This window comes from Alteromonas sp. ASW11-130 (assembly GCF_026183735.1).
In the GTDB taxonomy this organism is placed as follows: domain Bacteria; phylum Pseudomonadota; class Gammaproteobacteria; order Enterobacterales; family Alteromonadaceae; genus Alteromonas.
The window spans coordinates 404,292-427,370 of the sequence record NZ_JAPFRE010000027.1 but is presented as its reverse complement, the minus strand read 5'-3'; the positions used below and the strand labels follow the sequence as shown (position 1 = coordinate 427,370).

The window sequence follows — 23,079 nt, the reverse complement described above, 5'->3', positions numbered from 1 at the left end:
TATGTCTTATAAACATTAAAGCGAAAAGGTGAAAACGGGCAACGGACAAGGGACAAACCACAAGAACGGTATAACACAGACTACAACTAACCCAACGCTTTATTTAACATAATATACATTATGCGCAATTAACTATTAGGCAGATGAGGGCGCATTCACCGGTGTTTATTCCTATATTATGGCTACAGCACTTATTCCTATATTATGGCTACAGCACTACCGTGCTCTTCGTCTGGTCTTATAACAAATAACAATAGTAACTGTGGCTTTTTAAGGACCGACAACAAAAACATCACCCGATGTTTGTTTAAGAAGTTAGCGTAAACGTGGAGATGGCGAAATGCTAAGAATGCAGCTTTAGTTTCCTGGGTATCTTTCTCCAGAATCTAGTTTGTATGTTCGCTAACCGAACTTTGCGAGAATCATTATCTTTACCGTTTACGATAGACGAACCAAACATATCGAAGTGATTGCATCGGGACTGCACAGCCTGACTAAACTAAATTGCTGGTCCAAAGTTTCGGTTTAAATGCTTTGCGATATGAATTGTAACTGCCTAGTTGCGGTGACTCTGAATTACCATTGATAAACCAAAGCAGTTCCTCGCTTTTCTAGATAACGGTGTTTCTACTTTCTACTTTCTACTTTCTACTTTCTACCCACGACCTTTGACAGACTTTAAAAGCGAAAAATATGTTGAAAAAATATTCAACCTAGCTCTTGAAAAATGATTAAAACGCCCCTAAAAAATTATGTGAAAGGATGTCTAACTAGAGCCTTTCACCATTAATTGTTTTTTATTTATATTGCTTCTATGGAGGATATAATCATGAATACAATTGATTTATCACCACTTTATCGCAACAGTGTAGGTTTTGACCGTTTTGCGTCACTGGTAAATAGTGCGCTTACCGGTGATAGCACTTCTGGTGGCTACCCCCCCTATAACATCGAGGTGCTAGATGAAAACAAGTATGCGATAACTGTGGCAGTAGCTGGGTTTTCGCAGGACGACCTTCAATTGCAAGTAGAAAAAGGTGTCCTTACTGTAAAAGGCAATAAGGAGGCGAAAGACGAAAGTACTTATCTCTATCAAGGCATTGCAAACCGTTCTTTCGAGCGTAAGTTTAACTTAGCTGACTATGTAGAAGTAACCGGTGCAGAACTATCCAACGGTCTACTCACAATAGAGCTAATTAAAGAAATCCCCGAGGCCATGAAGCCTAGAACTATCTCGATAAACGGTGACAGTAATATCCTTCAGCACAAGTCTGAAGATAGTAAAGATAAATCCAAAAAGGATTCGTAACTTAGCTAAAAGGGGCGACATGAATTCGCCCCTTCCTTATTTGCATCACGGTTTATCTACCAAACTTTGCTAGTCTTTATTAAAAAGAATGGTCTTGTATATAACATTTAGATTATTAACTAACTGTTTTACATTGATAATTATTCATACCCTACCCCTCGCCCTTTTTTCATCAATGGAGTAATAATGACAGCAAAATACCAGAGCGCCAGGTTCGGCTACTGGTAACGGCTAGTAATACTGTCAGCGGTATGGTGGGTGTTAAAGTTGAGTAGGAAGCGCTGCGCTTACCCTATATAGAATTAGGTGGAATTTAGGCCTATTACAAAAGGTTAGTAAAAATATTCTCAACAAAAATGGGTTAATACTAGACAATAGGATACGTTACGAGAACCCCGATTGTCCCCCTGCTCTACCTTATCCCCTGAAACTTCACGTAAAGCTCGTCTCCCTTTAGCGCAACTTGAATTAATAACATCTTAGGTTAGGCGGGCAAAGGGATTTTATTGAAGTATCTTTGGTGAAATAGTCATTAACAAGGGGAGTATTCTACTCCCCTTGTTCCCCCCAAAGTATGGGGTATTATTAACGTTTAGGAAGTATCAATAGGCGGACGCCATTTCCTCGAACCACTGTTTGTGGCGTTTCTCATCTTGCCAATGTATCTCAATAACTGAGCGTTCATTCGGCGTCAAGTCGTCCTTCTCCAGGGCTTTCTCATACGCTTCCGAGGTTACTTTTTCGTTAGCCACCATCGCTTTAAGAATAGCGCTGTCTCCCATTAGATCAGCAATGACCACCTTACCTTTCGTTAATATCTTTTTCATATCGGTGCCAGTTACTTTTTCTTCACCGTTTTGTATAAGCAATTCGTTTAAACTTTTAATATGATCTCTATGGTCGTTGCAAAATTCTCTTATCTTTACTTTAAGATTGTCGTCTTCAATCCTATCTAATGTGGCTTCGTACGCCGCAACCGCATCATAATCAAGATGACATAACTCAGATAATAGTTTTGTTTTACTAGACATGTTAATTTCCTAATGTTCAATGGGATTTTACTTTCTATTTTCTATACCCAAATCACTAGTCTAGGTTTAACGTTTTCACAAATTTAATGTTGCCATTTATGGTCAATTTCTAAGTTCTTTGACGATGGAATGCACCATCTCGCTGCTAAGGGAGTATTTCATTTTTTCTAAAGCCATAAAATATAGTGATGATCCATAGCAATTATTTACCCATACATAAATCGAACACTTTCCGTTTAAATCCTGACGTCACCTTCTTCATTAACTCAGGGAGATGCATAGCTTCACAAGGAGAAATCTTGTATGAATAAACCTGCGGACTTTCCAGACAAAAGCAGGCTTGTACTTATCATTATCGACATGATAAATGATTTAGAATTTGACGATGGTGAACAAATGTTGCAGCCGGCCATTGAAGCTGCCCGCCATATCTCGACGTTAAAGAAGCGCCTTGCCGAAAACGGCATACCTACAATATATGTAAATGATAATTTTGGTAAATGGCGATCAGACTTTCGTCAACTTGTGGCGCATTCACTTGAAGACAATGTCAGGGGCAAAGAAGTTGTCGAAATGTTAACCCCCGATGAGGAAGATTACTTCGTTATTAAAACCCGCCATTCTGGCTTTTACGGTACTACACTCGAAATTTTACTGGAGCACCTAGAGGCGGATACCCTGATACTAGCGGGAATAACAGGCGATATATGTGTTCAATTTACAGCGCAAGATGCATACATGAGACGATTTAATCTCATTATCCCACCGGACTTAGTGGTATGTAAGGATGATGAAATTAAAAATACCGCACTTAACCAACTCACCCGAACCTGCAAAGCTGAAATACCGCTTTCTACCAACATTGAACTGGACGATTATCTGTGAAAAAAGACCAATCCTTCAATAATATTTATAGTCACGGCTTCGTTCGTGTAGCTGTATGCATACCTGAAGTTAAAGTGGCCGATCCTGAATTCAATAGTGAGCAAACCCTTGATTTAGCAAAACAAGCGGCTGACGCGAACGCAGCAATATGTCTTTTCCCAGAGTTAGGAATAAGCGCTTATTCTTGCGGCGACTTATTTCACCAGGACGCTTTACTCGATGCGTGCTTAACTGCATTGAGAAAAATCGTAAAACGTTCTACGTCTATTCCCTCTTTGTTACTTATAGGTGCTCCGCTTAAAATTGAAGGGGCGCTTTATAATTGTGCGATAACAGTTCATCAGGGGAAAATACTAGGAGTTGTCCCTAAGACTTTCTTACCCAATTATCGCGAATTTTATGAGAAACGGCAGTTTTGTTCGGGCCGCGATTGTTTACTCAAAGAGATAAACCTGCTGGGTAAGAAAGTTCCTTTTGGTGCAGATATTATTTACAACGCGGTAGATGTGGAGCATCTACGAATCCATACAGAAATTTGCGAAGACTTGTGGACCCCTATCCCACCCAGCACTTATGCGGCTTTGGCTGGGGCAACGGTATTAACTAATTTGTCTGCCAGTAACATTACTGTTGATAAAGCACGCTATCGGAGAGATTTATGCGCTCGTCAGTCAGGTGCGTGCATTTCTGCTTACCTTTACGCTGCTGCCGGGCCGGGTGAGTCAACTACTGACTTGGCCTGGGATGGGCATGGACTTATTTTTGAAAACGACGAATTGTTAGTCGAGTCCGGACGATTTACGCCAAAAGCAGATCTGCTCTGTGCTGATATAGATTTAGAACGACTCGCACAAGATCGCATGCGATTAACCAGCTTTCATGATTCGGTTACCGCTTACAAAGATGCAGTTTCTACTATACGAAGAGTAGATTTCACGCTTAATCCACCGAAAGCCGATCTACCACTTATTCGTAAAGCAAATCGTTATCCCTTTGTTCCCTCTAAACCTGACGATTTAGATGTAAGATGTTATGAAACATATAACATTCAGATCCATGGTTTAGCAAAGCGTTTAAAAGCAACCGGGTTTACTAAACTGGTGATTGGAGTGTCCGGAGGTCTTGATTCGACCCATGCATTAATAGTGGCAGCGAAGACAATGGACAGGCTGGAACTGCCTCGCTCAAATATTTTAGCGTATACCATGCCTGCCTATGCAACCAGCAAAAAAACGAAGGACAATGCCCACATTTTGATGGAAAGTTTGGGAGTCACTTCAAGAGAAATAGATATTACGCCATCATGCGACCAGATGTTAAAAGACATCCAACACCCCTATGCAGAAGGGGAAGAGCAATTTGATGTAAGTTTTGAAAACGTTCAGGCTGGGGAGCGCACCTCTCACCTATTCAGGCTCGCCGGCCAAAACCATGCGTTAGTGCTCGGGACAGGTGATTTGTCAGAAATTGGTTTGGGCTGGATGACCTACGGTGTAGGTGACCATATGTCGCACTATAATGTTAATAGTAGTGTTCCCAAAACACTTATCCAGCACCTAATTCGATGGATAGCCAGTAAAGACGAATTTAGTACCGCAACGAGGGACGTATTGACCGATATCGTCAATACTGAGATTTCACCTGAGCTTGTCCCTGGAAAAGAAGAATCGAATGAGCCCGCACAAAAGACTGAGGACAAAGTAGGTCCTTACGAGTTACAGGACTTCAACTTATACTGGATAACCCGCTTCGGAGTCAGGCCATCAAAGGTAGCATTCCTGGCATATCATGCGTGGCATGATAAAGATAAGGGCGATTGGCCTAATACCGTTCCGGTGGAAAACCGAAAAGAATATACGCTAGATGAGATAAAACATTGGTTAGAGATCTTTTGTTACCGGTTTTTCAAAATAAGTCAATTCAAACGGTCTGCGCTACCGGATGGGCCGAAAGTGGGGTCTGGCGGTTCGTTGTCTCCACGGGGGGACTGGCGCGCACCCAGTGACGCGGAAGCCAAAGTGTGGCTGGCTGATATTGAAAACATCCCATCTAAGCTATGATATTTCTCTCCCGAATCTAAGGGCTTTGAATAACTCATTGTCCTTTATTCGCGACCTTAAACGTTCTATGTCAATTGAACGGTGACTTGGCGCAGTTCATAGTACCAGGAGTGATTATCAGCCTCAGCTAAAAAACACAAACTCATTAGTGGTATGAGTGCGGTTGGTCATTGTGGAGATAATGCTTCCTGTAAGGAATTCTTCGAGGTTTAATAGCGCGAGCGTGACAAACACCGACCCCAGCGGCCAAGAGACCAAGCAAGAGCAGGTTTATTTGAATCAATGAACGATTGCATAATCCTAGAATGCAACGTCGAGAAGCGAACCAAGATAAGAAGTTTACCCCTTTATTAAACCGCCCCGAAAGAGGGGTAGCACCCACTAGACGAAAAATCCACCAGATGATGCACTCGACAAAGCAGCGTCATTTGCTACTGCGTATGTTGTGGCACAGCTGGGCATAGCATAAAAGCTTGATTCAAACTAAAACAGGGCTCTTGTTAAACGGGCATGCTTAGCCTAGAACGCAGTAAACAAGCTATCTTCGGCCAATGCCGTCTTCAACTTCTGTAGAGCCTTAACTTCAATTTGTCGAACGCGCTCTTGGGAGATATTAAAGTCTTGAGCTAACTCCTGTAGCGTTGCCTGTTGTGCACTATCGACTAAAAAGCGGCGTCGAATTATCTCCTGGCTACGTGCATCTAAACTGGATAAGGCTGTTCGTAAACCCCGCTGTTGTTTATCACTAAGGTCTTCTACTTCGATATTTGAGGCTGGCGCAAATCGCCTATCTTCCAATGCTAATGTAGCGGATTTACTTGTACTCACACTGTCAACCGACTCATCAGCACTACATGCGCCTAAATAATGGTCGTTTAAGTGTAATCGAGCTTCCATTTCCTTCACATTTTCAACACTAACGTTTAGTTCATTGGCTACTGCACTGGCTTCCTTATAAGTAAGCCAGTTTGTCGAGCGTTTACGTTTACGAAGGTTGAAGAAAAGTTTTCGTTTTGCTTTTGTGGTTGCTACTTTTACCAATTTCCAGTTGTTGAAAATGTACTCTTGAATCTCAGCTTTAATGAAATGCACAGCATAAGTGGCGAGTCGGCAACCAAATGACAAATCGAATTTCTTTACTGCTTTCATCAGACCAATATTACCCTCCTGTACCATATCCTCTATTGGTAAACCATAGCCTGTATACCCCTTAGCAACGGTATAAACAAAACGTAAATGCGACAGAATTAATGTTTTGACTACTAGTACATCGTTTTCTTGGGAATACCTTGTGATAAGAGATTTTTCTTCCTCAGCAGAGAGTAAAGGAATAGATTGAATATAGGTTAAGTACTGCTGAAAATTGCCTTGAGCAGATGGTCGTAAATATGATTGAGAAACTAGAGTATTCATTTTAACCCCCCAAACTTTCCCCAAAACGTAGTTCACGGCATCATTTTGCGTACAAAAAACCTGCAAATGTTATACCTATTTCTTATGTGTTTTGACGCTGTTTCCAATCAATGTTTTTTCACTTATAGCTTCCTACTTCCGACCTAACTCCATTTGAGTAAGTTTATTCCGCGTGAATATGAGCCGAACAGCCTATCAATTATGGGGGCTTAGTTTAAGCATCTACTGTATTGACGAGTAGATATGCTAAGCCAAAAATAAAAATAATAATTTTATGCCCACTTTCTCAACAACTAAGAATGTAATGTAGCCGCCGTGAGCTCTCGCGAAGCTAATGGAACAACGTAATGTCGTATGAAGGGACCGTTTTGGGGAAAAAGACGAAACTGAACGACTGTAAAACCAGCAATGCAAATGTATGCATATGATATTTATGAGAAATTACCTAGAGGTAAAGCGCCATAGTGGGACTGGGATTGGTACTCCCCCTACCCTAGCTCGCTTTCTATGGTGTTTCAATTTGAACAGAGTAGTCGTGTATACTGAAGCTATGCTGATAACGTCCCTTCTGACCGGTTTGGCCATCGCCACATCGTTGATAATCGATGAAATTTTTACACCCCATGATGAAAATAAGTTTAAAAAATTGTCCGAAATTGGCAGATTAATGCGCCTAACCAGCAGCTAATTAGGGTCGATTATGGAGCGGGCATAACTAGGTCACGATTAGCCTATATAAAAAAATAGGCCTAACCCATCCCTAAAATTCAATATGGCAACAATGACAAGGCGGTGGATAAATCATTTTTTGTTGGCTGCCTTACTACATTATACCGGTCTGCTGGCTTAACAAACTGTAAAAAACCCAATTCACAGAATTTGTTTAGCCAGGTATACATGGGAAAATATCCATGCTTTTGTTTAAAGTAGTTCGCGTTCGTACAAATATCGACTACATGGTTAAGGGGAGGATCATACTTAGGATGGTATTGATGAAGAACATATTCATCGATAAATTCCAGTCTCATCCCCTTTTGGTGGAAACGCTCTGCAAAATCAGTATCTTCACCTCCATACCCTATGAATGCTTCATCAAACCCTTTCAACAACAAAAAATCTTGTCGATTTATAGCGAAAATAAGTGACCAAAATAAGGTATGCCGTACGGCAGTGTAATTTGGTATTTCCTCTCTATTTGGGTGTGTAATAGCACTTTTTTCAAGTGCTAAATAGTGCCCCTCGGAAGGCACCTCTGATAAATATTTTACGGAGGCGCTACTTATTACGCCTACATGATTGTGAGTAAGCAAAGATGAAAATAAGGTAGGGCTGCATATACAATCTACATCAACAAAAACGAGTGTTTCACCTGTTGCATGAGAAGCGCATACATTTCGGGCTTTAGCGAGCGGTAAAGCGCCATCGTCGACCACCACTTGTTTAATGTCTAATTCTGGAAAGTCTTTTTCAATGGAGGTATTTTTTAACTCCATTCGAACTACCACGACATCAACGGGCAATACCTCGCTCATGGCCACGCTTTGGAGCATATTACGCAACTGTTTTTCGCGATTTCGTACAAGCGTGATAACGCTAAAACTCTTCATTCTGCACCTCTATAATCTGAGTAAATCTACGCGCTATGTCATCTGGCGAGTGTTGGGTTGGTATTGGTTTTAGCTGTTTTAATTGCGCGTAAGCGTTTAAAATTTCGTTTTCGGAAGGCTCATAACTCGTAAAATCTAGACATACCGCCCACCCTTCTCGCTCCATCGCTTTAGCTTTATAATATTGTTCCTCATAAGGGCGCGGCTCAGGTGCTATCATTATTTTCTTTCCCGCTTGCACCATCTCGCCCACCAAGTTATTGCCGCCAGCAATAATGACATTTTTCGATTTAACCTTATCAACTAGCCTATTAACATACTGGGTACTGGTCACATTAGGAATGCCGTCTATGGTAGTGCCGATGACATGGATATGTTTTACCTGAGTGGCTAACGCGTTAACCATCTTTACAACCCATTGATGATGAGAGTGAATAATCGTGAGTGTGTCATCAGGTTCAGATTCTTGTGTGGGTGGCCCATATGGCGCTAACCAACCCAAATAATAAGTTTTATCTTCATAGGCATAATGGCTATCTTCTAGCGCTTTCGGAAACGGGGCGAACAAGGCTGCGGCACATTCGTATGCGAAAACTTGAGTCGGATCTTTCATTACATTGCCATGCAGATGAAACATAACCGTTTTGACACCCGCCCCCCGGGCGAGGATAGTAAGCTCGGCAGACACGTCTGAGATAAAGAGAGAAATTCTTTCTTTTTGAAGAATTGAGGTAAAAAAAGCGGCCCGCTGTGTCGCACTGCCAGCGTAAGGTGTACCTTCAAACGCGTTGGCAAAGGTACGCGTAGTATTTCGATCGCGTGGTTTTGAATATTTTTCAGGTAAAACATATACCTGTAGCCTAGGAAACGCCTCACGTAGCCTCTTCGCAAAGGACTCCACCGCGCAAAATAAAATAGGTTTATGAGAATTGAGGTAGGGAATAAGACGATTAGCCTGTTGCAGATGCCCATTACCATGGTGATGAACATACCAACCAATCTTACCCGATGACATCAAGATACCTTTTTTCGTATTCGGTTACGGTAGCATCCAGGGAAAACAGCGATGCAACCTTTCTACAAGAAAGTGGATCAAGCGTATCCACCGTTTCAATAGCATTACGTAGGTGAGCTATGTCGGGGGATGGCAATGTTTGTGTGTAAGGAGGGATACGCAACTCTGGTGGTAAGGAAGTTGTAAATCCAATAACCGGGGTCCCGTAACTCAGCGCCTCCAGTGTGGTTAAACCAAAAGGCTCGTTCCACTTGGCGGTATTTAGCAACGCTTTGGACGTCAAATACAAAGACGATAGCTCGCCTTGTTCTAGATGGCCGGCGTACTGAATAGTATCGCTCAGTTGGGGGGCGACGCGGTGGTCAAAGTAATCTTGATTGATGATAGGTCCAGCGATTATTAATCGCATATCAATCGCACGAGCGCACTCAATAGCAGTCGTAACATCTTTGTCTTCACAAATTCTTCCTACCCACAACAGTTGGTTCTTACGCTGTGTTAACACGTCATCATCGGGTAACGTGATGCCATTGTGGATGACATGTATCTCATTATTAATAAGAGGTTGCCATTCGGTCGCTAACCGAGAAGATACGGACACATAGATATCATCACTTCGCGCACTGTGTAGCTGGTGTAGCGCCGTCAGTCTGGGCGATGGAGGTGTGTGTAAAGTAATGATGTTTTGCCTTTCCTGGAACACAGAAAAATCATACATCGCAGTAAAGTAGCTGTGAAAATGCACCACGTCATAGCGGGAAAGATCTGCAAGTCCAAGTTGAGCTGCCTGATAAAGCTGCTGAGCATCTTCTTCGCTAGTGACCGCGTCGCATAATCGATAAGGAGACTCTTCTAACTTGATCGTATTAAACAGGTTGTCTTCACTGGCAGAATGGCAAAGCACGTCAATACGGTGACCTTTTTTTACCAATGCATTCGCAAGACGAACCACAAATGCCTCGGTACCTCCTGCAAAAGGCTCCAGAAGAGAAACACTTGGAGCGGTAATCATTAAAATTTGCACACAATTCCTTCTAGTTTATTCAAATAGTTTTGACACATGGTGGCTAAAGGAAACTTTCCTGCCCTACCAATAACGTCATCTGGATGAAGCTTAAAACTTCCTTCTATTGCTTCGGCCAGACTATTCACGGTATTGCCTTCCGCTAACACGCCTCCCTGGTCGGAGACAATTTCCGGAAACGCACCGCGCGCAAAACTTGCCACCGGAGTACTGGTAGCCATTGCCTCTACCGTTGCTAACCCAAAAGGTTCATCCCAACGTGTACCAAAGACCACCGCCTTGGCCTTTTCTAAGTGTTTTTGCAAAGCGATATGATCTAAATGGCCTAAATAACGAGAACCATTTTTGAGATTGGGCTTAATTCGCTGTGTGTAGTACGTCTTGTCGTAGACCGGACCTGCGAACAATAGCGGTAGCTCCAACAGATTTGCTGCTTTCAATGCAAGGTCAAAGCCCTTAGCCGGAGTGATACGTCCGAAAGCAAAAAGATACCCAGTCGTCGTTTTACTCGTTCGCCAACGAGCTAAATCAATTCCGTTATATATGACGTCTATGTGATGATGGACATAGGGCCGCCATTGTTCAGCCACGCAATATGATATTGCATTATAGTGGACAAAAGGTGAATAAGAGGCGAGCGTAGCGGCAACTTTAAGTTTGGTATATGGCGGTGTGTGCAGAGTAGTCAGCATAGGCACATCGTTTTTCGCGGCCCATATAGGTGGTAAAGCACTAATAGCATTATTATGAATTATATCAAATGGCAGCGATTTGATATCTTCCAGCACCCGTAATAAATAATCATTTTCCACTAATTCCGGATACGCTTTAGCGATGCGGTTATCAATCGGGAAGCTGCGTAATTCGCACGACACCTTACTGTCGGGGTGGGCGTAAAGGATGACCTCGTGGTGTAACTGATAGTATTCAATCAATGAGGCAGTAAAAGCTTCAAGACCGCCCGCGTAGGGAGAGGCTATAGGAAACCGAGGGTGCGCAATAATAATTATTTTCATACATCTCTTCCGTGAGGTACTTTATGCAAAATTACGTCAGAGTGTATAAACGGTTCATGATCTTGATACAGCTTTTGCAACACGGCCCAGTCGCTGCCGTCTATGTGTGAAAATGGGGTAAAAGATTTTAAATAATCCGTTTCATAAATCCCTATCTCAAGTGGATGGCGATGGTCGGAAGGATAAAATAGTTTATCGTCGTAATAGTAAGGCGATATCGCAAACTTTGTCCATTTCCGATTAAGTAACTCACAGGTCTGGCTTTCGTCAAATGAGTCATCATCTGTTCGAAAAACAACGTTAGGCGTGTTAATTTGCTGCAATGCCATATTATATGCGTTAAAACGACAGTTAAATGTGCTTGGGATATAAGTGATAGCAGCTCCTAGTGACGTTAGCCGATGTTCAAGACAGGGGCTACTACGTTTTGACTTATTAGGAGCGTTATCCACCACTAACGCTTTCGCGCGCGGGAACTGGCAAACAAAGCGTCTAACGTTGTTGCATACTTCATCTGGCATATTATAGGTCACAAAGATACCAGTAAGCTCCAGACCTTCTTGTGTAGTGTCATCGACTCTTGTCATACGCCTGTAATCGTTTAAGTCGAAGTTCTACCTGCAAACGTTCTGAAAGCTTCCAGGATGGCAGTTTTCGTAACATTTTTTTTGCTTGATATATTTCATCCCTCAATTCATTAAACGTTAACAAAGTCATGTTTTCTTCCCTATTTTGTTAAAGGGGATCTAAGATGGTGTAATGGATTGGTTTGTAGCTAAAATTATTAGACTCTCCCGCAGAACATGCGGTTAAGCCAACTATCAAATCCATTTTGGCTTCGAATATTGTGTAGTCGCCCGCTTTACTGGTTGGAGGTAATACCGAAATTCGCCCCTCTCCGTTTACGTCGACATTCATAAAAATGTTAAACGTAGTCCCTATATAATGTTCAGGAATGTCATACTCTTTGAACGCTTCGACTAAATTGCCATGACAGCCTGGAACAGGCGTTTCGTTTGGGTAAAAGTGTCGAAACGTATCTTTACTACAGGGGGTCAAAAGAAAATCATGGTGTTGTACGGTGTCTTCCACTATTTCCAGCATCACGTTACTTTTATTGGAATAAAGTAAGCTACCTTGGCCGAACGCAATACTTTCGTTGTAATCTAACGAGCGTCCTGAAGACAAAAACTCCTGCTTCTCGTTTAAGTTTAAGCAGTAAATATCTGAAACTTGCTCACCTTGTGGGTCGATGACCTTTAGTCTTTGTTTTTTCTTTAAAATAAATGCAGTTCCGCTTCGCGGTGCGATTCTATTTTCCATATTACGCCTTTTGTTTGAATGGACATGTCCAGTTTTGTTCTATTTTCCGGCCGCTGTATTGATAAACTTCTGAGCTCTCGCCGTGGCTGGCCAGCATAGGATTCGCTGAGCCTGAGAAACGCGTATCACGTTCTCGAATGGTATCTCTAAAGTGTTCGAAACGCCCTTGTTCACGCAAATATTCAAATTGTTGATGAAGATTAAAGACGATGGCAGGGAATTCGAACTGTCTGCTTCTACGGGAACTATTCGGATTTAGACCAATAACAAAAAAGCCATGTTCGCCTATTGAGAAACTAAAGTGACTATTTTGAGGGTCTTTAGCTACATGCGGATCCCATCGACATAACCGGCTGTCTAAGTCATGCATCGACTGCAGTTTTTCCCACAGCGCCGTCTCGAATTCTTTTTCGTCTAAATTATCACTCTCTTCAAACACGCAGATGAATGATGAATACATGGTTTGATGAATATCGAACTCGTCTATGAAGTGATAAAGATCACCGAGTATATCTGCGGTGTTATCTATATTTGCAATATCTCCATAGCAATTTATACACAAGTTCTCTTTCGCTAACGCCGTCTTCGCCCCTAGGCACGGAAACGCTTTCTGTGCGATAAATTCGGTTATGCCATCTTCAACAAAAGGTTTTCTGCAACTCATAATGTACCTCTGTTATACCATGGTTAATATGGAACCCCTGAGCAGACATGTCGTCTAATTTTTTCTTCCCAGAAGACTCTCTGGTAATATGCGGTTCGCAGGGAAGATAATTGGGAGCAATGAGGCCTATTTGGGCACGCTTGTTCCGTGCAACCACGTCAATCATCCCCTGACCCGTATGAAAATCGAGAGTAATAGGCGGCGCATCGCAAGTTTGTGCTGAATGTGGACGCAGCGAGGATATACATATAATAACGAGTCTATCCGGCGCGCTGTGAGCGTGTCCTGACGGAGTAATCCAATGATGTAAAACGTTGATGTGAGTCTTCACAATTACCCCTACGCTAACGGCGTGATGAATAAGCATAAAAAAGCAACCTTGAAAACATTTACGCGTAAAGTAGATTTTCTTTTGCAAAGCACATGCCGTCTTAATTCTTACTTAATATCAGTTGCTTATAGATTTACAGTTCATTTTCGCGAATCATGTGAATGTAGAATGTTCGTAGGGTATGAAATTATGTAATTTTTAGAATCCGGTATCCGCCCGCTTGAATACGCCGCTATTTAGCTCTGGGTCTGAATCCACCCCACCGCTATGACTTGTGTAAAGAGGGAAGAAAAGCAAGCTTATAGTTACATGGTGGGAGATAGAAAAAGAAATACGCCCTACGCTATTAATTGAGAGGAAAAATTAAATGGGTGGCGCTAGACGCCACCCCTGAGGTCGACCCTATCTGTTTGGCTCAGAGGGTTGCGATGGTTTCTGCTGCCGATCCTGCTTTTGACGATATTCGTCACGTTGCTGATCTTTTTGGTTATTGCGTTGATTATCTTGTTGCGTGCCCATAATAATTTCCTTAAAAAATGAAGTTATCAATTACTGCTTTTGAACAATAGCTCACGAAATGAAAAAGAGAGGTTAAACTTTTGTAAGGGTAGGCATCAGAGGATATGCTACCAAGATGACACGAATCATAAGGCTCAGTTGGATTGATTAGATTTCGCAGAAATTCGGGTAGCCATTTTCCATCACGGTGTAGGGAGGCTCCCTTTTCACTAGATAAATCGTTATTTTTTTTCGTTGATTGCAGATAATAGACAGCACAATTCTCTTGTCCAATTATTCCAAATCCTAAAGCATTTCACTAAGTTGTTGAAATTGAGATGAAAAAACAGGTATGAATTCGAAAACAATAAATGTCATGTATACATTGCTCGAAAATCATCCTTTTGGATAATGTCGGTTATATTCTACTCGCCGATATTTACACTGATAGATGACAATCGATATAGGTGAAATAGCAGTAATGAGACATTCTAAAGAACACTATGTACTGGACATGATACACAACAGGATCGTGTCTGAATTGTCAGGAAATTGGTCTATGACGACCTTTGATTTTTGGCAATCTTTAGTACTTGAACGCACTGCATTATTATCCAAGTGGGAGTTGAGACTGAATCCTCACCCTTCGTTTGGGGTTACTCCCCCTGTGGCGGATGCCTTCGCAGGTTCATTGAATAAATTTGCCCTACAGGGTTGTGAAGCTATTGATTTGATGGTTAATTGTATTGCAGGAAAAATATGGTATGCAGCAGTTTCACACCATCATACTCCTCCTATTACGCTTTATTTTAAAGAGTCACAAAATCAACAATCGCTGCCGACCAGCTTCGGAAATATCGACTAACTTGGTGTCTAAGATGGGGCCGTGGCAGACCGAAAGGAGAAGCTACACGGAACTGTCTGCCACGTACTGCTGACCCTAACGTTTTTTGTTTACTGCGACTTCTAATTCGCTTTCCTCAACTTCAACAGATGGATCTCGCTGTTTTACGTCAATTTGAGGATCTTCTTGTTGAACATCGATGGCAGGTTTGCCCGGGTCAACTTTTATTTGCGGCTTTGACTGCGCGACCTCTACCTTAGGTTCGGGTTGGTCGATAGTAATATCGGGATCCTGGGTGGTAATCGTTACCTCAGGTTTTGGCTGCCGTACTGTAATTTGTGCAGGTTTTTGATTTACCGTAATTTGTGCAGGTTTCTGCGTCACAGTAACTTTATCGCCTTTGCGCTGTTCACTGCTTGCCAACGTACTGGTCGATGAATTATCTTCAAAATAGCGTTTGAGCTCCTTCTTATCTAACTCACCGTTTCCATTTTTATCGTACTTAGCTAATACATTTTCATAGTCGGACGAACTCATTGCTTTGGCATCGTTATTCCCTAAGGGGGATTTTTCTATAGGCCCAGCCATAACGGTGGTCGAAAGAGCAGCTGAAGCTAAAATACTTAATGTAAAATGTTTCATTATTTCTCCTTACTTTATCTGTGATCGAGTTACGTCAAATCCTATCGATTCATGCTGATAAGATCTTCCACACGCTGTTCCTTACGTGTCAGTTCAACAAAATTCGATTCGTTATACTGGGGTAAATTTTCGGCCGAATTATTAGTATTCCATACGATTTCCTCGCTTTGTAATTCGACTTCATTCACTGATAAAACTGATTTTTCTGAACCCAAACCCAGTACTCCGCCTGATTCGATGACAAGCGAAACATCGCCGTTGTTAGATTTCACAACCTGAGCAATGCTACCTACTTCTTCTCCATTGGCGTTAACCACGTCCCTGCCCTCTAATTCCTCAATGGTAAGATGATTAATAGAGGCGATATCGCTGTCTTCTCGAAGTTCACCTTCTTCATCTTTGCGCACTACCGCAATTTCGGGTTCACTTTTTTCAATATGGATTTCAGGCTCCGCTTTATTAAAGGTCACTTCAGGCTCTGCCGATTTCACCACAATTTCTGGTTCGGCTTGCACAACGTTAACTTCTGGCTCCTGCTGCTCGATATCTATTTCAGGCTCCTGATATGCTACGTCTACCGTGGCCTCGCCTACTTCAACGTCTACTTCAGGTTCTTTTTGTGCTACATCGACCTCGGGCGCGGGCTGTTTGACCTTAACATCAGTCTTACCTTTAATGACTTCTACCTGAGCGTTTTCAGGCTCGATGTTATCCTGTGCAGTTGCACCAATTGGTAGCGCGATACCCAACGCTAATGCGATAGCATACGCTACATTGGTTTTAGTATTAGTGGGTAAATGGATGGTACTTCTGTTCGTAGTATTCATAATTTCTCCACAAGTATGTTTCAATAAATTTGCAATGTTAGTGCAGCAAAAAATAAACCAGTGAGAAATTCCGTTCGCGTATTTAGATATACGGCAGGCTAAATCCAACCATCATCGAATTCACTAAACCATTGATGTTAGGTTAGATAAAGCCGACCTATTTGTTTCTTAAATAAGTGGCGCAGACGCGTTATTAAAAAAATGCAATGATAGAGGGCCTCCAAAATGATATTTAGAAGAGTACAAAAACTGGTGCAAATTTATAATGACTTCGTAACAATTACATACACAATGAACGCACGTATGTAGGACGTAACGATCTTAGTTGCGTGAAAAAATGCTGTAATAATGCGTAGCGGACCAAGTCAACATGGTGAAACCGGTTAGCGCGATAATATCGAACACTAACGCCATATTGCCTGTTGGGGAAGCAGCAAACAATCCTAATGTTGTGAATGCGCTTGCGGCCATATGTAAGTAGTTATCTATGGTGGGAACCCACTCTCCTTTAAACCCTTCCAACCCCATCACTTCGTGCGCAAGGTAAATCTCAAGGGCGAACCAAGCTATTTCTATACAATGCACGGCATATATACAAGCTACCACGGTAAAATTACGTTTAAACCCTTTAGGGAATTTTTCGGAAAGTGCAGTTACTGCACGGAGGGAATGATAGTGAAAAGCAATAACAAGACATGTCATTATTAAACTACCACCTATTGCCATGAACATGTCGTACCTCTAAGTTTGTTCAGCATGGGGTTTCCCCCATGCTGTAGTCATTATTTTTTAAATTGAATTAAATTAAATTACTTGCCAAGGCACCGGCCAACGCCGCAGCACCCGCGCTCGCAAGTGCACTTACAAATAACCACCATGCGGCAGATGCCGCAGTGGCGCGAACGGCTTCTGCTTCAACAAAAGCAAAATGTTTAACATCAGCAATACGTTTTTCCGCTTCTGCCTGCATCGTATTGAGACGTTGGCGGACTTCCTTTTTCGCGTCTTCAAACTGTTGCATATAGTTGTCCAGGTCGCTTTCGTTGACTTGGTCGTTGTTAGTCAATAATGCACGTACCGTGCGTTCATCCATTTTATCTAAGCGTTTTGATAGCACATCAGGTGCTTCAGAAGGATCATTTAAGATCGTCATAAAGTCGGCCTTTAAATCACGATAACGTAACTCAGGACGTTGCATACGATCAAACCAGCGTTGTACTCGTGTTTCAGCTTTACTGCGTTTAGCCGGAAGATTGGGCGTCTCGCTAGTGCTTGAGGAAGATGAAGTTGCACTATCAAATTTAGCAATAACCTTATCATATGCATTAAGGATTTTATCCGCTTTACTTTCATCCATATCTTTATGGCTTGCAATTAGCGCTTTTATCGAATTTCTGTCCAATTTGCTCATTCGGTTTTGGATAATTCGCTGCGCGCTGGCAGGGTTATCAAAAATAGATTCTAGATCGCGCTCAAGCTCCTCAGAAGAAAGTTCTTCTTGACCTGTTTTATCTAAAAACTCGCTAATCTTTTCACGATATTGTTGGCCTTGTGCTTCATCTCCCGGAGTCAGCTTATCGAAAGCTGCAGTTGCACGTGCCTGATGAGAATCATTCTCCTGCATAGATGCTTTGATATGATCAATCGACTCAGAGAGTTGTTTTTTCTGGTCATCGCTCATCGAAGGTCGTTTGCTTGCGATGTCTAATATTAACTTTTTGGTCATATTAGGATCGTCAGTTACGTATTGTTCTTCTACTTCAATTTCATTAATTAGCGTTTCAAGCTCTTTACGAAAATCTTTTGCAGAGAAGCTACTTTCAGTGGCGCGGTCAATGTACTTTTTGATTTTGCTATCCAAGTCGGAAGTATCAAACTCTTTTCGTACTTCGTCATGGATAGCTTTTACAGTTTCTTTTGCGAACGAACGTGCTTTACTTTGTTCACTTTGTGAAAAAAGTCCTGATACTGCACCTGAAGCGCCACTTAAACCCTGTTGAACAAGAGATACCAGATTTCCACAAATTGCTGTAGTTAACTTAACGTCCACAAGTAGCGCCAGCAGAAAGAAAAATGCCCAAATTACCAGCCCAACGATTGCGCCGTTTAGTACACTGCTTATTAAACTCAAATCAATTGCTAACCAGGTTGCAGCAAATAATGAAATAGACATAGTTAACGTAGTAAAAATACCCAGTCCGGTACTGACCTTTCGACCAATCGACTTAGCAGACGAGTCTGAGGACGAGGAAGAAGAGGACGATGAAGAGGAGGACGAGGAAGAACTGCTACTGTGCTCGTAATCGCGAACATCGCCGATAGCAGTAATTCCCAACGCTATAGCAAGATTGCTTAACAGAAATTGGATCCCTACTGCAATCATTACACCGGCAATTAGACTGACGAAGAAGTGTCCTGCCAGAGAATTTCCTACATCGAGACTAGTTTGTGCAAAAGCAGTGGTTGATAGACTTAATAAGCCTACAGCGGCTGTCAATAAAAGTGTTTTTCGCATCATCATTATTCCTTACTTGATTAGTAAAAACCCAAAGGTTATTTCAATTTGTCGAGTTAAAAATCAGCAGACTGCAGAACATGCTTTTAAACGTTATTGCATAAATTGAAAAGCGCATATGGCATTAGATTGTTTCCTCATATACAGAATGAAATGCCGCTTTAGATCAGATTTTTTCGAAGTGGTATTAAGATAATTTTTACGTTATACCTTTATTATCAAAACGTTTTTTAGTTTCTAGCGTAGGCAATGTACAAAATATGAGCCAATTTGAAAGTGTTATAGTGGTGCTTTATTCCACATTGTGTATTTATTTAATAAGTATGACGATGGTGGTAGTGTTGGGTAAACGCGCGAGCGCTAAGTTTAATAATTTCGACTGGCTAGTCACTATCGCAATCGGTGCGCTAATGGGTACGACTGCCCTAAGTGATAGGGTTACCATCATAGAGGGCGCATCCGCCATTTGTTGTTTACTCTTACTACAATACTGCTTTACTAAACTGTGTGTTTACTCTGAACGTTTTAGCGACTTTGTGCTTATGTCCCCCTCTGTATTGGTGGTAAATGGTCAGGTTGATAAAAGTGCATTAAAAAAGCATAGAATTACTGAGGGCGAAGTGCGCAGTGCAATAAGAATGAAGGGATATAGCAGTGAAAAAGAGGTTGCGCTGGTTATCCTTGAGCCTAGTGGCTCCATGAGTGTCATACATTGTTGTGATGATGTTGAACGTGTATTGGAAGAGCTTCGTTAGCAAAAACAAATAACATGTGATAACGGCCAGACTTTTCCATTAAGGGTTAATTATGAATGAAACTCTAGAGCTTATAGTACTAAGTACTTAGTACAAAGTACAAAGTACAAAGTACTTAGCATATTAGCAGGGTTGTGTATTCCGATAGAGGTTAGCTTAACCGCAAACAAAAATCTTCGACCGCAATGGAATGAAGATGAATTGCATTATTCTCCGTGGCATAGGTGCTGATACGTCGCGCAATGTTCGTCACCTTCATAGGCCCCGCTATTAGTTTCCCCCCAGACAACGCAGCAAAGAGATAATCGGCCGAGCGCGAATTAAATAATGGACCTTTCCTGTCTCAGATGTACTTTCGAGAAAAAAATAAAAAGTAGGAAGTAAAAAGTAAAAAGTAAAAAGTAAAAAGTAGCCTAGGCGCGGCCTCGGCGCATCTGGGGTGCAAGCAGGGTTACTAGGTTCCACTCTATCAAAAAGAAATTCCCCGCATGTGGGCTATAGCGGATCCCAAACACGTCTTCGCTAAATTAACGTAATTTTAGAAAACCTAATGATCGTATTTAAAGTAAGCATTAATGAATCAGGCGTCAGAAGGAACTAATTATGAATAATTCAGACCAGTTCACAATGCAAGATCCACGTTACCAATATCCGCCGGGGAAAACACGGCCTAACCCTAACCAGCCCGACCCAGCCTTAGACAAAAAACTTGCTCCAGAAGCAGAACACGGCGATACACTTTATGTGGGAAAAGGACGGTTAACAGGTCGTAAAGCACTTATTACAGGAGGTGATTCTGGAATAGGTCGCGCGGTAGCAATTGCGTATGCCCGTGAAGGAGCCAATGTAGTTATTAACTATCTACCCAGCGAGGAAGACGACGCTAAATCTTTGCTCGCGTTATTAGCTAAAGAAGGAAGGACAGTAAAAGGGATCGCAGGTGATATTAAAGACGAGACATTTTGTTATCAACTCGTCAAACAGGCAGCTGAATTTTTAGACGGCATCGATATCCTGGTGAATAATGCGGGTAAGCAACAGCATGAAGATGACTTTGATACGCTGACATCAGAACAGTTTCGAACCACCTTTGAAACCAATATTTTTGCCATGTTTTATATTACCAAAGCGGCTGTTAAACTCATGCCTCCCGGCTCAGCAATTATAAATTCAACTTCCATTCAATCCTACCAGCCTTCAGCAGGACTGCTCGACTATGCTTCTACAAAAGGCGCTATTACCGCATTTACACACGGGTTGGCAAAAATGTTAATCGATAAAGGGATAAGAGTAAACGGCGTAGCGCCCGGTCCGGTATGGACGCCACTTCAGCAATCGGGGGGCCAGCCACCCGAAAAGCTTGAAGGTTTTGGAGAACATGTTCCCTTAGGCCGGCCTGGGCAACCTATCGAATTAGCGCCAGCCTATGTATTTTTAGCCTCTCAAGAAGCCAGTTATATTACAGCCGAGATTCTGGGAGTGACAGGAGGCGAACATCTTCCCTAGCCAACTGTATTCATAGTAGGAAGTCTATTGTCATGACAGTGGCATTAACTATTATTGCGGATAAGCCCAAAATCGCGGTGATTGGTGCGGGAGCCTCTACCGTATATTTACTGCACCATTTGTTGGTAAAAGGCGTTGAAAATATTGATATCGATATTTTTGAAGCTAATGATTGGGTAGGTTGTGGCTATCCGTATAACCGGGAAAATAGCGCTCCATATCTTTTATCGAATTTGCATCCCGTCGATCTGCCGCCTTTAGGTGTTTCATTTACTCAATACAATATCGTTTATGGCGGCAACATTAGATATCAGGATGATGAGGTTATTACGAGAAAAATATTAGGTGAATATCTTACGTTTAATTTTTATCATTCGGTGAATAAACTGCTCCGTAACAATGTGACCGTAAGTGTACTATCTCACCATAAGGTTACCACTATCCATAAGCACCACGATTCTTTTTCACTAATGGCGAACGGGCAATGTTTCGGTGGCTATAAAGCGGTAGTAAATAATGCGGGATTAGGTAGCACAATAAGGCCCCATTCTCCCTATCCCGTATGTCAGCCCGCCAATCGAAGCGGCTCTTGTTATAGGGTTGTAGGTAGCTCCTTAACAGCTATCGACACCATCCTGGCATTAGCGGCATGGCATGGTGAATTCATCGAAGGAGACAATACCCTTATTTATATACCGCACCGCACTCTTAACATTAAGGCGTTGTCGCCATCGGGCGTTTTCCCGAGCTTATGGTATCCCAGTCATCGTATTAACGACATTGTTACTGAAATGAGGAAATTGTGCAGTCACTCTCCTCCACGAATTGAAGCCCTGTATCAGCGAGTTTGTTTGCCCTTTTTTGCGCGATATTTACCTTATATTCATCGTCAAATCCAATACAAGACATTCAGTGATGCATTGGCGTTTTTAAGCAACACCACAGTATCATGCGATGCGAAAAATAAGCTACGAATTGAGCTAGTTGCGTATAGTGCCGCAACTAATATGAAAGAAATAAGTTGGCAAGAAATAATTGATGCGTTTTTAACGGTTATCGATCAGACTAACTTGCTTGAACAACAAGATATGCTACGCCAAAGTGTTCAAAAGATGCAGCCTTTGATTGCCAAAGCACTTGCGGCACTTCCTGTGAGTAGCGCCGTTCGCTTATTGGCACTCATAAATGCTAACTGCTTAAGTATAAAAGCAGAATCCGTTTCAGAAGAGCAACTAGCGGATTCCCAAGCCGATAAACTGGTCATTGACTGTCGTTCTGCCATTAATTCTTATCATTCAACATTGTGCTTCGGTGGCCTTCCTTCATCCCTCCACGCCGTAAGCACAAAAGAAACGCAGACTGCTAAAGGCGGTTCAAATTCAAGCGTATTGTGTGGAACGCCGTACAGCCGTTTCACCGCAAGCTTACCCGGTCTAACAGAGTGCAATAGGTTAAATGAACAAGTAGCATCTTCACTACTCACTTTACTTGAACACGACAGAGTGTGGACCGCCCCTTACGGGTAACATAGTGTCACGTAAAGTGAGCTCTCGACAATTTGCCTTTATTACTGCGTTTATTGACAGATGATATGGGCTGGCGAGGATGAATACGTCGGAAGACTTGCCAGCCCTAATCTCCACCTTTTACACAATATTCAATAATAAAAGTTCAATAGGGACAGCATTTCACCACTATAGAAGTATTGATTTTAGCCGGTTTTATAGAGACAAAACCAAATTCACTAGGAGCTTCCTACATACTGAAAAGTTGTTCACAGAAGGAAAGACAAACGCATATAGAGTGCATTGAAT

Annotated in this window: 22 protein-coding genes; 8 read left to right on the top strand and 14 right to left on the bottom strand. The window is 42.1% G+C overall.

Annotated elements, in window-relative coordinates:
• The first annotated feature begins 829 nt into the window (after positions 1–829).
• On the top strand, positions 830–1,309 hold the full coding sequence (locus OPS28_RS11050) for an Hsp20 family protein (RefSeq protein ID WP_265609511.1): 480 nt from the start codon (positions 830–832) through the stop codon (positions 1,307–1,309).
• Positions 1,310–1,911: 602 nt separating this feature from the next.
• Here the strand turns inward: OPS28_RS11050 and OPS28_RS11045 are convergent.
• Complete coding sequence (locus OPS28_RS11045) at positions 1,912–2,340, bottom strand: DUF892 family protein (RefSeq protein ID WP_265609510.1); 429 nt, start codon at positions 2,338–2,340, stop codon at positions 1,912–1,914.
• Between the two features lie 303 nt (positions 2,341–2,643).
• Between OPS28_RS11045 and OPS28_RS11040 the strand changes: the two genes are divergently transcribed.
• A complete protein-coding gene (locus OPS28_RS11040; RefSeq protein ID WP_265609509.1) occupies positions 2,644–3,225 on the top strand; it encodes a cysteine hydrolase family protein in 582 nt (193 codons plus the stop codon).
• On the top strand, positions 3,222–5,285 hold the full coding sequence (locus tag OPS28_RS11035) for an NAD(+) synthase (RefSeq protein ID WP_265609508.1): 2,064 nt from the start codon (positions 3,222–3,224) through the stop codon (positions 5,283–5,285). The genes OPS28_RS11040 and OPS28_RS11035 overlap by 4 nt, the downstream gene beginning before the upstream one ends.
• Positions 5,286–5,804: 519 nt before the next feature.
• On the opposite strand, the gene rpoH is transcribed toward OPS28_RS11035, so the two are convergent.
• The gene (gene rpoH, locus OPS28_RS11030) at positions 5,805–6,698 is read right to left on the bottom strand and encodes an RNA polymerase sigma factor RpoH (RefSeq protein ID WP_265609507.1); all 894 of its coding nucleotides are present in this window, start codon (positions 6,696–6,698) and stop codon (positions 5,805–5,807) included.
• A 520-nt stretch (positions 6,699–7,218) separates the two neighbouring features.
• On the opposite strand from rpoH, the gene OPS28_RS11025 reads away from it, so the two are divergent.
• Positions 7,219–7,386 (top strand): hypothetical protein, encoded by a 168-nt coding sequence (locus tag OPS28_RS11025; protein WP_265609506.1) that lies wholly within the window; start codon positions 7,219–7,221, stop codon positions 7,384–7,386.
• Positions 7,387–7,465: 79 nt separating this feature from the next.
• On the opposite strand, the gene OPS28_RS11020 is transcribed toward OPS28_RS11025, so the two are convergent.
• The 8 genes from OPS28_RS11020 to OPS28_RS10985 all read right to left on the bottom strand — a co-directional run bounded on the left by OPS28_RS11020 (position 7,466) and on the right by OPS28_RS10985 (position 13,678).
• Positions 7,466–8,305: a glycosyltransferase family 2 protein gene (locus OPS28_RS11020; RefSeq protein WP_265609505.1), complete on the bottom strand. Its 840-nt coding sequence runs from the start codon at positions 8,303–8,305 to the stop codon at positions 7,466–7,468.
• Complete coding sequence (locus OPS28_RS11015) at positions 8,292–9,320, bottom strand: hypothetical protein (protein ID WP_265609504.1); 1,029 nt, start codon at positions 9,318–9,320, stop codon at positions 8,292–8,294. The genes OPS28_RS11020 and OPS28_RS11015 overlap by 14 nt, the downstream gene beginning before the upstream one ends.
• A complete protein-coding gene (locus OPS28_RS11010) occupies positions 9,307–10,344 on the bottom strand; it encodes a glycosyltransferase (RefSeq protein WP_265609503.1) in 1,038 nt (345 codons plus the stop codon). The genes OPS28_RS11015 and OPS28_RS11010 overlap by 14 nt, the downstream gene beginning before the upstream one ends.
• The gene (locus tag OPS28_RS11005; protein ID WP_265609502.1) at positions 10,332–11,360 is read right to left on the bottom strand and encodes a glycosyltransferase; all 1,029 of its coding nucleotides are present in this window, start codon (positions 11,358–11,360) and stop codon (positions 10,332–10,334) included. The genes OPS28_RS11010 and OPS28_RS11005 overlap by 13 nt, the downstream gene beginning before the upstream one ends.
• Positions 11,357–11,947, bottom strand: coding sequence for a hypothetical protein (locus OPS28_RS11000; protein WP_265609501.1), 591 nt, complete (start codon positions 11,945–11,947; stop codon positions 11,357–11,359). Before OPS28_RS11000 ends, OPS28_RS11005 begins: the two co-directional genes overlap by 4 nt.
• Positions 11,948–12,095: 148 nt before the next feature.
• The gene (locus tag OPS28_RS10995; protein ID WP_265609500.1) at positions 12,096–12,683 is read right to left on the bottom strand and encodes an urea carboxylase-associated family protein; all 588 of its coding nucleotides are present in this window, start codon (positions 12,681–12,683) and stop codon (positions 12,096–12,098) included.
• 1 nt (position 12,684) lies between these two features.
• Positions 12,685–13,347: a guanitoxin biosynthesis heme-dependent pre-guanitoxin N-hydroxylase GntA gene (gene gntA, locus OPS28_RS10990; RefSeq protein ID WP_265609499.1), complete on the bottom strand. Its 663-nt coding sequence runs from the start codon at positions 13,345–13,347 to the stop codon at positions 12,685–12,687.
• Positions 13,322–13,678: a hypothetical protein gene (locus OPS28_RS10985; protein WP_265609498.1), complete on the bottom strand. Its 357-nt coding sequence runs from the start codon at positions 13,676–13,678 to the stop codon at positions 13,322–13,324. Before OPS28_RS10985 ends, gntA begins: the two co-directional genes overlap by 26 nt.
• 979 nt (positions 13,679–14,657) lie before the next feature.
• Between OPS28_RS10985 and OPS28_RS10980 the strand changes: the two genes are divergently transcribed.
• On the top strand, positions 14,658–15,041 hold the full coding sequence (locus OPS28_RS10980) for a hypothetical protein (RefSeq protein WP_265609497.1): 384 nt from the start codon (positions 14,658–14,660) through the stop codon (positions 15,039–15,041).
• Between the two features lie 75 nt (positions 15,042–15,116).
• Here the strand turns inward: OPS28_RS10980 and OPS28_RS10975 are convergent, their stop codons facing one another.
• The 4 genes from OPS28_RS10975 to OPS28_RS10960 all read right to left on the bottom strand — a co-directional run bounded on the left by OPS28_RS10975 (position 15,117) and on the right by OPS28_RS10960 (position 19,007).
• A complete protein-coding gene (locus OPS28_RS10975) occupies positions 15,117–15,662 on the bottom strand; it encodes a hypothetical protein (protein ID WP_265609496.1) in 546 nt (181 codons plus the stop codon).
• 41 nt (positions 15,663–15,703) lie between these two features.
• Positions 15,704–16,489, bottom strand: a complete 786-nt coding sequence (locus OPS28_RS10970; protein WP_265609495.1) for a PRC-barrel domain-containing protein — start codon at positions 16,487–16,489, stop codon at positions 15,704–15,706.
• A gap of 321 nt (positions 16,490–16,810) precedes the next feature.
• A complete protein-coding gene (locus OPS28_RS10965) occupies positions 16,811–17,191 on the bottom strand; it encodes a hypothetical protein (protein WP_265609494.1) in 381 nt (126 codons plus the stop codon).
• Between the two features lie 97 nt (positions 17,192–17,288).
• Positions 17,289–19,007, bottom strand: coding sequence for a YrzE family protein (locus tag OPS28_RS10960; RefSeq protein WP_265609493.1), 1,719 nt, complete (start codon positions 19,005–19,007; stop codon positions 17,289–17,291).
• Between the two features lie 257 nt (positions 19,008–19,264).
• Here OPS28_RS10960 and OPS28_RS10955 point away from each other — a divergent pair, with 257 nt between their 5' ends.
• From OPS28_RS10955 to OPS28_RS10945, 3 genes are all read left to right on the top strand, one after another.
• Entirely contained in the window at positions 19,265–19,759 is a 495-nt protein-coding gene (locus OPS28_RS10955) for a DUF421 domain-containing protein (RefSeq protein WP_265609492.1), read from the top strand.
• Between the two features lie 603 nt (positions 19,760–20,362).
• Positions 20,363–21,265, top strand: coding sequence for an SDR family oxidoreductase (locus OPS28_RS10950; protein WP_265609491.1), 903 nt, complete (start codon positions 20,363–20,365; stop codon positions 21,263–21,265).
• 32 nt (positions 21,266–21,297) lie between these two features.
• Positions 21,298–22,791, top strand: coding sequence for an FAD/NAD(P)-binding protein (locus OPS28_RS10945; RefSeq protein WP_265609490.1), 1,494 nt, complete (start codon positions 21,298–21,300; stop codon positions 22,789–22,791).
• The last annotated feature ends 288 nt before the right edge of the window (positions 22,792–23,079 follow it).

Coding starts and splice junctions, on each gene's coding strand:
- gntA (WP_265609499.1), bottom strand. CDS start 13,347: ATGAGTTGCAGAAAACCTTTTGTTGAAGATGGCATAACCGAATTTATC.
- OPS28_RS10965 (WP_265609494.1), bottom strand. CDS start 17,191: ATGACATGTCTTGTTATTGCTTTTCACTATCATTCCCTCCGTGCAGTA.
- OPS28_RS10955 (WP_265609492.1), top strand. CDS start 19,265: ATGAGCCAATTTGAAAGTGTTATAGTGGTGCTTTATTCCACATTGTGT.
- OPS28_RS10980 (WP_265609497.1), top strand. CDS start 14,658: ATGAGACATTCTAAAGAACACTATGTACTGGACATGATACACAACAGG.
- OPS28_RS10960 (WP_265609493.1), bottom strand. CDS start 19,007: ATGATGCGAAAAACACTTTTATTGACAGCCGCTGTAGGCTTATTAAGT.
- OPS28_RS11005 (WP_265609502.1), bottom strand. CDS start 11,360: ATGAAAATAATTATTATTGCGCACCCTCGGTTTCCTATAGCCTCTCCC.
- rpoH (WP_265609507.1), bottom strand. CDS start 6,698: ATGAATACTCTAGTTTCTCAATCATATTTACGACCATCTGCTCAAGGC.
- OPS28_RS10945 (WP_265609490.1), top strand. CDS start 21,298: ATGACAGTGGCATTAACTATTATTGCGGATAAGCCCAAAATCGCGGTG.
- OPS28_RS11050 (WP_265609511.1), top strand. CDS start 830: ATGAATACAATTGATTTATCACCACTTTATCGCAACAGTGTAGGTTTT.
- OPS28_RS10970 (WP_265609495.1), bottom strand. CDS start 16,489: ATGAATACTACGAACAGAAGTACCATCCATTTACCCACTAATACTAAA.
- OPS28_RS11040 (WP_265609509.1), top strand. CDS start 2,644: ATGAATAAACCTGCGGACTTTCCAGACAAAAGCAGGCTTGTACTTATC.
- OPS28_RS11020 (WP_265609505.1), bottom strand. CDS start 8,305: ATGAAGAGTTTTAGCGTTATCACGCTTGTACGAAATCGCGAAAAACAG.
- OPS28_RS10975 (WP_265609496.1), bottom strand. CDS start 15,662: ATGAAACATTTTACATTAAGTATTTTAGCTTCAGCTGCTCTTTCGACC.
- OPS28_RS11045 (WP_265609510.1), bottom strand. CDS start 2,340: ATGTCTAGTAAAACAAAACTATTATCTGAGTTATGTCATCTTGATTAT.
- OPS28_RS11000 (WP_265609501.1), bottom strand. CDS start 11,947: ATGACAAGAGTCGATGACACTACACAAGAAGGTCTGGAGCTTACTGGT.
- OPS28_RS10950 (WP_265609491.1), top strand. CDS start 20,363: ATGAATAATTCAGACCAGTTCACAATGCAAGATCCACGTTACCAATAT.
- OPS28_RS10995 (WP_265609500.1), bottom strand. CDS start 12,683: ATGGAAAATAGAATCGCACCGCGAAGCGGAACTGCATTTATTTTAAAG.
- OPS28_RS11015 (WP_265609504.1), bottom strand. CDS start 9,320: ATGTCATCGGGTAAGATTGGTTGGTATGTTCATCACCATGGTAATGGG.